The sequence below is a fragment of the Bacteroides sp. An19 genome, assembly GCF_002160215.1.
GTDB lineage: Bacteria > Bacteroidota > Bacteroidia > Bacteroidales > Bacteroidaceae > Phocaeicola > Phocaeicola intestinalis.
On sequence record NZ_NFKD01000042.1, the window covers coordinates 13150 to 26151 of the forward strand.

The window sequence follows — 13002 nt, forward strand, 5'->3', positions numbered from 1 at the left end:
CATAATCTGTTGATTCAATCGGCAACATCTGCCACCACCTGCCAGGCAAAGACCGTTCCGTCTTTCCGGTCGGGGCGTGTACCGGGCCAGTCGGCTGCATAAGGTTCGCCCGTCACCGGATTTAACCCGACAAAACGATTGGTATGAAGAGAAAGCAACATACAATGCCCCCACAACATATCTTGCCACAAGAAAAGACTTGCTTCTGTTTCTTCTTTCGTGATGCGCACATCGCCCGAAAGCCCCAACCCCGTTACGGTCAGAAATCCAGAACCATCCATTGCTTCAAGTGCCACACGTCCCTTACCACGGTCGTGTACCCTGAAATGGCATCCTAACCCTTCGAATTCTGCACTTCCCGAAGCTACATGATGTAACATCCCATGCGGATTGGCCCAAGCCCGTTCACCATTGGCAAGATTGGTCAGTGTAATGATTTTGCCTACAGGCAGATTCTTCGAACGATCGGCAAAAGGTTCGTACACTTCGAAATTGTCGAAATCGGCACGCCCGCCTTTCTTCCCCTCTGTATTGTAAGCAAACAAAGCATAACGCACTCCCTGGAACGTATGCATCTGATACCCCAAACGCAACTGGTTGCCTATGGTCTCGAACGTATCTCCATCGGTACTATAACTTAATGAGGCCAAGTCATTATGATAATCGCCGTGAGCCCGCAACCATACTTTGGCAGATTCCAGCGGCTTGTCGGTATGTACATTCTTCACCATATCATAAAAACGAAGCATCAGTCCCTCGTCGGTGCGTGTCACGCCCACCCAATAATAGGGTGTATTCAGCAGAGCAAGACCAGCTACGTCACCTTTCTTCAGTCCACGTGCATCCAGTTCTACCGTAGCCATCGATTCGGGACCAACCACACGCTGGGTCAGTGTATTCCGAGCAAACATCAGACTCTTGGCAGGAAGTGTATGCAGACGCAGCACACCTTTTGCCAGTTCCCATCTGTTATCAACCGGGATATGATTCCATTGCCAGACTGGCTTCAGACTATTATCCGAAAAGTCATCGCTCCGTTCATAAGGAGCATGAGGACTCTCCTCCACACCCGTATCGGGCTTGAACCAGGTACGTGGCGAACGTCCCAGATTACCTTCTACCCCGAAATAAGGCCAGCCGTCTTTCCATGTTACTGGAGACAAGTAAGTAAGACGTCCCACCGATTTCATATCCATCATCGAGAAGCCCCACCATTCACCATTAGGCAAATCTACAATGCCTCCCTGATGTAAAGGCACAGCACTGAAATAATTATCAGAAGGAGGCTGGAAACTGAATTTGCTCCCTTCGTCAGGTATATCAGACCAGAAACCATAGCCTTGTGTCCACCAACCCTGTTGTATCCCCATTGTTTCCCGATGGCTGATAACCGTTGTCTCATACGGACCTTCAGGACGGTCGGCACGGGCACACTGCATACGTCCTACCGGAGCATAGTCAGCACTGATGATGTAGTATTTCCCGTTAATTTTATAGAAATGATGTCCTTCCCCCATTGCATTTCCTTTCGGGATGATAATCCGGTCACTTCCTTCAACATATCCGCTGAAGTCTGGTTTGATTTCGATAAGGTGCACTTCATCATACCCGTGAACAGCATAAATCTTATCGTCATCATCAAATAAAACGCCCAAATCATAAATGCGTCCACCCATGTTCTTATGTATCCAGGGACCTTCAGGACGGTCTGCCGAAAATACCTGCAATCCATAGTTGTTCACATTAACAAAAATATAAAACTTCCCTTTGTGATAACGGATGGCAGGTGCCCAGATACCATTCCCATACACACCTTTCTTTCCTTCCAAATGGAATTCAGGTCCCAAGTCCAACTTGTCGAAAACATAAGTAACAAATTCCCAATTCACCAAATCTTTAGAGCGAAGCAAAGGCAATCCGGGCATAGTATGCATCGAACTGGCAACCATATAAAAATCTGTTCCCACCCGAATCAAGTCAGGATCGGTAAACTCATCATAGAACAAGGGATTGGTAAACGTACCGTTCCCGTTATCAGCGGTCCACGTCTGAGCCTGCAGGTTATACCACCCACAAATTCCCAGCACAAAAAGCCATAGATACTTCATTGTTTGCCCTCCTTACTGCTTCGGATGAAACATCCAGTAATCGAAATACATCACCCTGCCAGGCTTATCACCTTTGCATATAAAATACAGGTCATGCACGCCACTTATAGCTTCCACTTTGGAAGTAACCAGCGCCCAACGGTCATCCCAACCAGTCATAGGTACCTGCAACGTAGCCAGCAGCTTTCCTTGCAGACCATCGGCACGCACCTCCAGGGTTACCCCTCCGTTGTGTGTAGTTCCTACACGAGCAATAATGTCAGATGCCCCTTGGCTACGGAAGTCTACGCCCTTCACCTTGATGTATGCCCCATCACGCATAGCATTGACAAATACACCCACTTCTCCGTTTTGTGCCGACTTCATCCCTTCGGAGAAAGCCATCGTTTCAGCTTCATTCTTCCGGTACGGATTAAGTGCCGTCAACCCTTCACGGATACCTTCGGTCATCTTCATCGGCTGGATAGAACCATCGGCATTAAACACAACTTTCTCCACGCATACCGAACGGGTAAAGCCCGAACCTCCAGGCAGGGCACCATTGTGGTAGAAAAGGTAAGTTCCGCCTTTATAGTCCACAATACCCGGATGATTGGTAAAACTCCTTCCTTCGGTAGGCATCAGCGTACCTCCGTATTTCCAAGGTCCCAACGGACTCTTGCTCATCGAATAGCCCAAATGTTCGGATATCGGTCCACCAGCCCACAACAGATAATACCAATCCTTGTGCTTGTAAAGCCATGGGCCTTCTTCGTAAAGTGTGGGACGTTCAGGCACATTCCCTTCCCGCTTACCAAAAGCCTCTTCGGTCATATCCACCTTCACAACATCTCCCGAATATGATATCATATCTTCGTTCAACTTCACATAATAACAAAAAGGATTGCCCCAATACAGATAAGCCTGCCCGTCATCGTCTATCATTACGGTAGGATCTATGTCCCCTTTTCCACTACTCACCAATGGCTTGCCAAGTGGGTCGTAGAAAGGACCATAAGGACTGTCTGCTACAGCTACGCCAATAGCTCCCCCTCCTTTTTTCATCGTCACCGGGACATACGCATAAAATTTACCTCCACGTTCGACACACTGCATAGCCCAAGCATCTCCCCGCGCCCACTCGAATGTCTTGTACGACAAGGGAGTCGGATGTTCAGTCCAGTTTACCATATCTTCGGTAGAGTACAATTTCCAGTCGTTCATTGTAAACCACGTAGATGCGTCTTCATCATGGCTTGTATATAAATATAAGCGGTCACCATATACCATCGGTGCCGGGTCGGCGGTATAAGCAGTCTGGACAATCGGGTTTTGTGCCATAACCAGTATAGGGGTTACAAGCATCGAAAGACTAATAAATATGTTTTTCATAAACTATGTCATTCTATTATTCTACAAATTTCCAATAATCCCAATTCATCAGGTCTTTTCCGGCATCACCTTTGAAACGGAACACCAGGTCGTGAACACCCTTCGCCCCTTTCACCGGACAGGCAAACTCCTTGTATATGTCCATTCCTCCGGTAGCCTCAACTTGAACTGTTCCTACCAACGGACCATCGGCTTGGTCTAAATGAATCTCAATTGCGCAATGCCCTGCATCAGAAGCGACAGAAGCCACAAAACGAGATGCGCCTTCTTTTCCGAAATCAACACCTTTTACCACCAAAGTATCAGAGTCATTGATTTTCGTGACATAAATGCCACCATCGGTACGGCGCTCGGTTTTCAGCCCATATCCCCAAGCCATAGTCTCGGCTTCTACCCTGCGGTAAGGATTAAAGTTTTCAATCTGCACCAGCTTCGTATCTTTAAAATAAGGCACCTCCTGTATCGTACCGTCTACATTATAATGCATTTCGGCGGCCGATATCGAACGGCGTTCATGATGCTCCTCCATTTCGAGACGCAACAGATCGTAATTCTGTCCGAATACATAGCTCTTACCTTTATAATCAATGATGCCCGGATGATTGCCACGTGTGCGGTCGGTGGGAGCCATGATGTAGCCCTTCACCTCCCATGGTCCCGTAGGACTGTCGCTCATAGCGTATCCAATTCCTTCGGGGCAACAAGTGGAAGCGTATGCCAGGTAATACTTCCCGTTGCGTTTATAAAACCATGGTCCTTCCTGATAATGTTCCAGCTTACCCACCTTTACGATATCGCCCGAATACGATATCATGTCTTTGTTCAGTTTCACATAATACAAGTTCGGGTTACCCCAATACATATAGGCTTGTCCGTCATCATCAATCCAAACAGTGGGGTCAATGTCTTCCCAGTGTTCTTGTTGCCATACAATTGGCTTTCCTATGGGATCCTTAAAAGGTCCGTAAGGCGAATCGGAAACCAATACGCCAATGCCGTTCCCATGAAGGGGGCAATACATATAAAACTTACCGTCACGCTCCACCACTTGTTGTGCCCATGCACCGTTATCGCGCTTACGCCATACAAAGTCTTTCAAGGAAGCCACAGGCCCGTGGTCGGTCCAGTTCACCATATCAGTAGAGGTATACAGCTGCCAGTCAAGCATCTTGAAGTCATAACCTTGCGCATCGTCCTCATCGTGACTGGTATACAGAAAAATCGTGTCATTGTACACCATCGGTGCAGGATCGGCGGTGTATTTGGTCTGAATAATCGGGTCTTGGGCATTTGCACCAACAGCATACAAGCCCATCATCATAAATGCTAATTTTTTCGATTTGTTTTTCATCTTTTATTCTTGATTTAATGAGAAGCTGTTTTGAATTTCTCCAAAAAGTTTTTCTTGGCTTGATGTATCCGTTTTCGTGTGTGCTTTGGGCGATTTTTTGGTCCTTTTCGCTCCTGTTCTTCGTCAGATAGCCCGCTATCTTCCTCATCACAGAAGCGGAAATGCCTCAAAAACTCATCCCAAATCATCGCACGATAAATTCAAAACAGCTTCTGAGTTATTTTACAATCAAAGCTCCTCCATTACATGGAATCATCAGTTCGATTTCGCCTTTTTTGTCCAGCTTCTGGGTTTTCACGCTTCCTTGCAGCTGGGCATCATCAGCATAAAGCGTCACTTCTTCTTTCGGGGAAAACATCGGCAAAGCTACTTTCACTTTCAACGGTTCTTTGCTGGCATTGATTCCAGCCACGTACCACGTTTCTCCGTGCCGACGTGCCAATATTACATACTTGCCGGGATAACCATCGATAAAACGCACTTCATCCCACAGCGTAGGTACTTTCTTCATAAAATCCACAGCCCATACAGGAGCATCGGTCAGATTATTAGGAGCCAAAGCAAAGTGCTGGACCGGACTTTGAAAAAGCACCGCTGTGGCAAGCGCAAACACATCCGATGTAACACGGCGGCTACCTCCCGGCTGATTCTTCGCATTGTAATACCGGTTCAATGTACTGCCTCCGAAATCCATACTACCTACGGTATTGCGGATAAACGGATGCAAGCAGGCATTAAAGGCTTCGGCATCACAACTTCCTTGCGAAAAGTTCATATTCTCGCTTGCCAGTACAGCTTCACTTGCCGCATAATTGGGATACATCCGCTCCCATCCGCGAGGCAAGGTACATCCGTGAAAAATAACCAGCAGACCATAATCGTTGGCATCTGCCAGAATATCTTCATACAATTGCATAGTCACTTGTTTGTCGCTTCCTATAAAGTCCACTTTAATACCCCGGATACCGATGCTTTGCATCCATTTCATTTCCTTCCGACGGGAAATAATGTTGCTCATCTTGCCACGCGGACCTTGCGGAGCATCGTTCCAATAACCATTGGAATTATACCACAGATACAATGCCACATTCTTAGACTGGGCATAACGTGCCAACTCTTCTATTTTTTCATATCCTACCCGCGAATCCCACAATGCATCAACCAGCACCGACTGGTATCCCATCGCCGCGGCAAAATCAATGTAACGCTTCTGCTCATCGTATGTCATGCTGGCATCACCTCCGATAATCCAGCTCCATGTGCCGCATCCGTACTGGTACTTCTGAGATGCTTCGTACAAGGGAGATACAAGGTCGAAAGCCACGGTAGTTTCAACTATAGGAGCCAGTGTTTTTCCCAAAGTGATGGTGCGCCAAGGTGTTTCGCCTGGAAGCGCAATTCCCGGAGCCGTTGTTCCATTGCCGTTGTATTCGCCTTCTTGCGGATAACCTATCGTATACAGGCCACCCTCGTGCCCCATCAGCCTGCTGGCACAATAGCGACTATCTACTCCCGTTTCTGAAATTAAGAGCCATCCCTTATCCATATATTTGAACAGGCACGGGAATGTATATCCCTCGCCCCAGCCATTCTTGCCCATCGTATCATCGACGGTATAAGAGGTCTCATAACTGGGCGAAGTACGTGCAAAGCCTCCCATCGGCTTGCTTTGCGGACAAAGGAAAGTAGTGCTTCCCTCAGGCAAGACGAAACCCGTTGCTTCCGAGCGCACCACACAACATAAGGTATTTTCCTTGGGATAGACGCGGTACTTGAAAGCCACGTCACGGTTGCTCACACGGAACACCACATCGCACACCTTCTTGCCCTGTTGCATGAACGGGCACACCACTTCAACCGCCTTATAGTCTACCCGGCTCTGCTTGATGGTGGGCAACGTATAGGTATCGCATACCGTATCCGCCTTGCACGTTCCCCCCAACGACATATCTTGAGTAAAATCGCCTATATTGGTCTCCAGACCCAAGGGAGAAGGTTCGAGAAACATGGTTCCGTCATACAACACTTGGTAAGAAGGCTTTCCGCCTTCATCGGATACCACCACTTGAATGTGTCCATCGGGACTGGCAAATTTCCAATCAGTAGCATAAACGGACAGGCAAGCCCCTAAGGCTGCAGTCAATAGCCATTGTCTTTTCATCATATAATTTCATTTAAAGTCATTCACCTTGTTCGTTAGTCACCAAACGGATAAAGAATACCCCTCCGGCTATTTTTCCGGGCTTGCTTTGGAACGTGAGAGTGATTTCTTTCTTACCCTGCAACGCATCGTCAGGAAGAGCATATTCAACATCCACGAACTCCTGCTTGTTCCATTTCCCTACCAGATTTTCAGAAGCAATCACCTTTCCATCTACCAAGATATCAAATTCCCGGTCGGCGGTTTCATTGCCCCAATAAGTTATCAGCAAAGACATGTCAGACTTGCCCTCAGTAGAAAGTACATAACTGAAATAGCCTCCGTCTTTCGCATCACGCCACGCCTTGCCATTGAAATTTCCCTTTGTCGAGTTCTCGTTCTTCATTAAGTGGTCCGCTTCGGGCTGTTGTTCTCCCGTTGCTATGGCATCTACCGTCCGGCGGTCTAATGCAATACGCGCTTCTTCTTCGGCTTTCTGTTCGCTTTGATAATGTGCGTATTCAGTTTCGTCCATCGAAAGCCAATAAATCATATAACGGCTATCGTGAATGCCATAAAAGGGTTCGAGCACCAAATCCTTGTATTTGCCGGAACGGAACAGACCGGGAACCGTATAATGGAACGGCTTGCCTGCTACCGGACGCAAATGGTTTAACTTCTCTTCGATGTCTGCCCGCTCTCCTATAAGAAAAGGAGTTTCGTAAACCGGAACCAAAGGTCCTGAAGCAATATGTCCCCACCGGCTATCGTCTGCCACCAGCCCGTCCAGATGGTCTGTACCTACCCGTGCACCTAATACAATCGGTCCGCGCAAGATGGCAACATATTCGGGCATATTCGGGAACTCTTCCAACTTAACATGCATCGGTGTACGGATTTCGACAACATCCCCGTCTTTCCATTCGCGGTCAATGCATACATACGAAGATGGTTCCGAACCGGCTGCATACTCTTTTCCGTTACACAACACCTGCATTTCCGAAGCCTTAACCCACCACGGATGGCGTACCAACATCTTGAAATGTCTGGGCTTGTCCACCGAAACCGTAAGTTTGCTTCCTTCTTCTGCCGGGAAACCTGTTTCCTGACGCAAGCGGATGCCTTCTTCTTTCCAGTTCAGTTCAGAAGCTATAAACAAATTGACAAACAATGAATCGTGTGTATGCGTATAGATGAATTCTCCATATTTGGCATGATTCTCCATACCGGTTCCTACACAGCACCACATCGCCTGATTAGGAGCCGAATAAACCCGGTAATGTGCCGGACGGGCAGATGTGAAATACACATATCCGCCGTGTTCGGGATGCTGGGTAGAAAGAATATGATTGTACAAAGCACGTTCGTAGAAGTCCACATAGCTAGCCTCGGGATGCATCCGGAACAAGCCCTCGGTCAGTTTCAGCATATTATTGGTATTGCATGATTCCGGACCTTCACGGTCTTCTATATAGCTCTTGCTATCGGTTTTCGCCACAAAATGCTCGCGCCGGCTATTGCCTCCGAATGCCAGCGAACGGTTTTCTACCACCGTATGCCAGAAGAACGATGCCGCATCCTCATACGTACGGTTATGGTCTAACTCGGCTATGCGTTGATATCCCACCGCTTTAGGCACTTGTGTATTGGCATGTTTGTTATCCAGATTGTCCACTCCCTTTGCCATGCTGTCCAGCAACCAATGATGAGAAAAACGTTTGGCCGTGTCCAGGTATTTTTTTTCTCCGGTCATCTGATAGGCATCGGCATATACTTCATCCATTCCGCCGAATTCCATATCCAGCATCTGCTCCATTTGCGCATCAGTGAGGGGAGAAACGACTCCAATACCCCAATCGCACAAATCCAGAAACATCTGTCTTGCCTCTTCATTGCCGGCATACATCCAGGCATCCCGAAGTCCGGCATAAAGTTTATGAAGGTTGTACCAAGGTACCCAGTATTTCCAAATCAAAGCCACGTTTCCTTTCCGTATCTCACTCCACAAAGCCTTTCCATTAGGAACCCCACCGATATAACCATCACCGTTCTTCTCCTGGCAACGTTTCAATTCGGCTATCATATACTCCATACGCTGGCGGAATGCCTCATCACCTGTAGCGGCATAATGCATTGCCAGTGCCGAAAGATAATGTCCGCCTACGTGTCCGTCCAGTCCCGCCCAATTGGGGAACAATTCTCCTTTGGGAGGTAATCCTGCCTCTTTCAGAAAAGGAGCCAGCAAGCGGTCTACATCATATTCCAACAATACTTTACCGTTCAAGTCCTGTGCATGCTTGAAAGGACCATCCAAGAGAGTCACCTCATTCAAGGCAAAAGTGTTCGGATACAACTTGTCTTGTGCCTGTAATCCCGAAAAACCTATCAGACAGACCATCAATGCCCATGCTTTCTTTTTCATAACCATTCTTTATCTTATTCGTTTATAATCGAAGAAATCCACATCTACATAGCCACCTGTCTGCTTTGTAGCATAATTGAATATCGCATATTTTGTCCCCATAAAGAAGCGGCGGTAATCGAATATCATCTTAAAATCGGAACCAATTTTCGTCCAGTCTTTCCCGTTCAGGCTATAATAGAAAGCAGCAATGTCTTTGCCTACCCGGAAATCTCCATCAATACGCAGGTAAACTACATCCTGTGTCAATTCCACACGCGCCTTTTCATCAGTCTCCACATGTGTCACCGCCTTGTCCGAATCGCGTAAAGCTACCACCTGTGACGACATCGTAAGGTATTTCTTTCCGCCTTCCATCACTACCGAAAGTACACCGGCATCGCCATTGAAAGCACTGAAACCTGCTACATCCCCTTCTTTCATATGAGACACATCGATAGACACACTTCCCGTACATTTCGGTCCTTCCATACGTTGGGTCAACGTATTCGGTGCCCAAAACAGGTTTTCTACCACCCGATGCGTCTTCAATCGTAAATAACCCGGACGTTCCGAAAGCGACCATGCTTCGTTTATCGGGTTATGGTTCCATTGCCAGTTGATTTTCATTTCCTGTTTTCCAAAATCGTCACTCACCACCAAGGGCAAGGCAGGACATCCTTGCACGGGTTTTTCCATGATTTCGGGTACACGGCCTTCCTCATTGCCCAGCATCGGCCATCCGTCTACCCAGTGGCAAGGCATCAGTGTAAGGACACGTCCCACACCTCCACGATCCTGGAAGATGACACCATACCAATTGCCCTTCTCATCATCCACAATGCATCCTTGTCCTACATACGGGAAACCGGCAAAGTCCGATTCCAGTATTACTTTCTTTTCATAAGGACCGGTTATCTTATCGGCACGATAGCACACCTGACGACGCTTGCCTCCATTAGGCCACGAAATCATCAACAGATAATACTTTCCGTTGTATTTAATGGCACGGCTTCCTTCCAGCAATCCGGTTTCGGTACTATCGCGCTCGAAGATTTTCATATCCACTCCTCCAGGCTGCACCCCTGTAAGGTCTGGCTTCAATTCGCGTAATTGCCCTGTTCCATAATAGATATATACACGTCCGTCATCGTCGAACAACAAAGACGCATCGTGGAAATGAGGCAAGCGGGAAACAAGTTCCCATTTCCCTTTCGGATCTGTAGTGGCATACACATATCCTTTATAGGGCTTGTCATTGGGCGAAAAATAAGCATAATATTTCCCATTGTGGTAACGGATTGAGGTGGCCCACTGCCCTCTTCCGTATGCAGTACATCCGTTCAGGTCATAATTCGGTGTATCGGTCAAACGGTCGAACAAATAACTGGCCGTCTCCCAATTCACCAAATCTTTAGAATGCATAATAGGTGCGCCCGGCATCAGATGCATCGTAGTGCTTACCAGATAAAAGTCGCTACCAACACGGATAACATCAGGGTCGGGCACATCACTCCACAACATCGGGTTAGTAAAAGTACCGTCACCATTATCGCTCGATTGAGCCCGGACTAAGCCGCAAAAAGGAATGCACATCATCAGTGCTACGAAAAACCTGCGTATTTTCATATCGTTATTAGTTATAAGTTTGCCTACAAATTTAAAAGAAAAAACAAACATCTCATACCCTAAAACTAAAGATATTCTGTAAGATGGTACATCTGAGCATGAAAATAATACAAGATGTAACATAGAGAATAAAATATGTAACATACGCAACAATCTTTTTCATCCCGACCTATTAACTTTGTAAACGACTATTCGACACTACTCATTATTATAATATAAACACCATGAAAAAAACATTAAGCTTATTGACGTGGGGCACGCTGAGCCTACTTGCATGCTCATGTGCCAGCAATCAAATGGAGGTTACTCCTGGTACTCCTGTATTCAGTAATTTCACCTATACAGGACAAGATGCCGTGTACGAACAGAATCCGCTCGCTTCCGACGAATTCTACACCCCCATCCTACAAGGATGTTACCCCGACCCCAGTATCTGCAAGAAAGGAAACGATTATTACCTGGTATGTTCTTCGTTTGCCATCAATCCGGGCGTACCTATTTTCCATTCGACCGACCTGGTCAACTGGAAACAAATCGGCCATGTGCTCGACCGCCCCTCGCAACTGAAGGTGGAAGACACAGGAATCAGTGCCGGCGTATATGCACCTACCATCCGCTATAATCCGAACAACGACACATTCTATATGATTACCACCCAGTTTGCCGGAGGGTTCGGAAACATCATCGTCAAGACCAAAGATCCGATGCAAGGCTGGAGCGACCCTATCAAGCTGAACTTTGAAGGCATCGACCCGTCTATCTTCTTTGATGATAACGGAAAAGCTTACGTAGTACACAATGATGCACCAGAGAAGGCACTGTATGAAGGACACCGCGTTATCAAGGTATGGGAATATGATGTAGAAAAAGACCAAATCGTTCCCGGAACAGATAAAGTGATAGTAAACGGAGGAGTAGACCTCTCGAAGAAACCTATCTGGATTGAAGCTCCACACCTGTACAAAAAAGATGGAAAATATTACCTGATGTGTGCCGAAGGAGGAACAGGAGGCATGCATAGTGAAGTAATATTTATCGGAAACAGCCCCAAAGGCCCGTTTACACCGGCTCCGGAGAACCCCATCCTGTCACAACGCCACCTGAATGCCGACCGTCCTGACAAAGTGGACTGGGCAGGACATGCCGACCTGGTGGAAGGACCTGACGGAAAATATTACGGAGTATTCCTTGCCATCCGTCCCAACAATGCCAATCAAGTAAACACAGGACGTGAAACCTTTATTCTTCCTGTCGACTGGAGCAGCACTTTCCCCGTATTCGAAGGAGGAATGGAACCTCTAAAGGCTAAGCTGAAAATGCCGGCAGGTGTCACCAACCAGACCGGACAAAACGGTTTCTTCCCGAACGGAAACTTCACCTATACTGAAGATTTCACTTCGGACACACTGGATTACCGCTGGGTAGGCATAAGAGGAGCACGCGAAAAATTCATCTCCACTTCGCCCAATGGCCTGACCATCAACCCATACGATGTAAACATCAAGGTAGTACAACCTACGTCTACCTTGTTCTATCGCCAGCAACACCTCAACTTTACGGCCACTACCACCCTGAACTACATTCCACGTTCGGAGACCGACCTGGCAGGTATTACATGTTACCAAAGCGAAGCCTTCAACTACGTGTTCGGCGTGACCAAGAAAGGAGAAGAAGACGTACTGGTATTGCAACGCACCGAAAAAGGAAACTCTACCGTGCTGGCAAGTACTCCGGTTAAGGAAACACGCCCCATCCTATTGCAGGTGAAAGCCACGGGCGACCAGTATACTTTCAGTTATTCTACAGACGGAAAGACCTTCCAGCCTGTAGGTGGAACCGTTTCGGGAGATATTCTTTCGACCAATGTGGCAGGTGGATTCACCGGTGCTATGATAGGACTTTACGCCACAACAGGCAATGATGCCACGGCACAATAAATAAGCATGGTGCGACACATATAGTTGCACCATGCCACGCACATAGCTTCATCGGGTTGCGCATA

8 protein-coding genes are annotated in these 13002 nt (G+C 47.3%); 1 reads left to right on the plus strand and 7 read right to left on the minus strand.

Annotation, left to right across the window (positions count from 1 at the left end; genetic code table 11):
• Positions 1 to 14: 14 nt before the first annotated feature.
• Genes B5F25_RS14275 through B5F25_RS14300 form a run of 7 tightly spaced genes read right to left on the minus strand, consistent with a single transcriptional unit; the run spans position 15 to position 10967 of the window.
• Positions 15 to 2108: a glycoside hydrolase 43 family protein gene (locus B5F25_RS14275; protein ID WP_087250303.1), complete on the minus strand. Its 2094-nt coding sequence runs from the start codon at positions 2106 to 2108 to the stop codon at positions 15 to 17.
• A gap of 12 nt (positions 2109 to 2120) precedes the next feature.
• On the minus strand, positions 2121 to 3479 hold the full coding sequence (locus B5F25_RS14280) for a glycoside hydrolase family 43 protein (protein WP_022040365.1): 1359 nt from the start codon (positions 3477 to 3479) through the stop codon (positions 2121 to 2123).
• Between the two features lie 16 nt (positions 3480 to 3495).
• The gene (locus B5F25_RS14285) at positions 3496 to 4800 is read right to left on the minus strand and encodes a glycoside hydrolase family 43 protein (RefSeq protein ID WP_241148416.1); all 1305 of its coding nucleotides are present in this window, start codon (positions 4798 to 4800) and stop codon (positions 3496 to 3498) included.
• Between the two features lie 44 nt (positions 4801 to 4844).
• Positions 4845 to 5018: a hypothetical protein gene (locus B5F25_RS21855; RefSeq protein WP_158100033.1), complete on the minus strand. Its 174-nt coding sequence runs from the start codon at positions 5016 to 5018 to the stop codon at positions 4845 to 4847.
• Between the two features lie 29 nt (positions 5019 to 5047).
• Complete coding sequence (locus tag B5F25_RS14290) at positions 5048 to 6991, minus strand: glycoside hydrolase family 97 protein (protein ID WP_087250315.1); 1944 nt, start codon at positions 6989 to 6991, stop codon at positions 5048 to 5050.
• 19 nt (positions 6992 to 7010) lie between these two features.
• Positions 7011 to 9392 carry a glycoside hydrolase family 127 protein gene (locus B5F25_RS14295; protein ID WP_087250307.1) on the minus strand — a complete coding sequence of 794 codons (2382 nt, stop codon included), beginning with the start codon at positions 9390 to 9392 and terminating at the stop codon, positions 7011 to 7013.
• Between the two features lie 9 nt (positions 9393 to 9401).
• The gene (locus B5F25_RS14300) at positions 9402 to 10967 is read right to left on the minus strand and encodes a glycoside hydrolase 43 family protein (protein WP_241148418.1); all 1566 of its coding nucleotides are present in this window, start codon (positions 10965 to 10967) and stop codon (positions 9402 to 9404) included.
• A gap of 248 nt (positions 10968 to 11215) precedes the next feature.
• Between B5F25_RS14300 and B5F25_RS14305 the strand changes: the two genes are divergently transcribed.
• Entirely contained in the window at positions 11216 to 12937 is a 1722-nt protein-coding gene (locus B5F25_RS14305; RefSeq protein WP_191763237.1) for a glycoside hydrolase family 43 protein, read from the plus strand.
• Positions 12938 to 13002: the final 65 nt, after the last annotated feature.

What these genes read in the sequence shown, in the direction of transcription:
- B5F25_RS14300 (WP_241148418.1), bottom strand. Translation starts at nt 10,967, where the DNA reads ATGTGCATTCCTTTTTGCGGCTTAGTCCGGGCTCAATCGAGCGATAAT.
- B5F25_RS14285 (WP_241148416.1), bottom strand. Translation starts at nt 4,800, where the DNA reads ATGATGATGGGCTTGTATGCTGTTGGTGCAAATGCCCAAGACCCGATT.
- B5F25_RS21855 (WP_158100033.1), bottom strand. Translation starts at nt 5,018, where the DNA reads ATGATTTGGGATGAGTTTTTGAGGCATTTCCGCTTCTGTGATGAGGAA.
- B5F25_RS14275 (WP_087250303.1), bottom strand. Translation starts at nt 2,108, where the DNA reads ATGAAGTATCTATGGCTTTTTGTGCTGGGAATTTGTGGGTGGTATAAC.
- B5F25_RS14290 (WP_087250315.1), bottom strand. Translation starts at nt 6,991, where the DNA reads ATGAAAAGACAATGGCTATTGACTGCAGCCTTAGGGGCTTGCCTGTCC.
- B5F25_RS14295 (WP_087250307.1), bottom strand. Translation starts at nt 9,392, where the DNA reads ATGAAAAAGAAAGCATGGGCATTGATGGTCTGTCTGATAGGTTTTTCG.
- B5F25_RS14280 (WP_022040365.1), bottom strand. Translation starts at nt 3,479, where the DNA reads ATGAAAAACATATTTATTAGTCTTTCGATGCTTGTAACCCCTATACTG.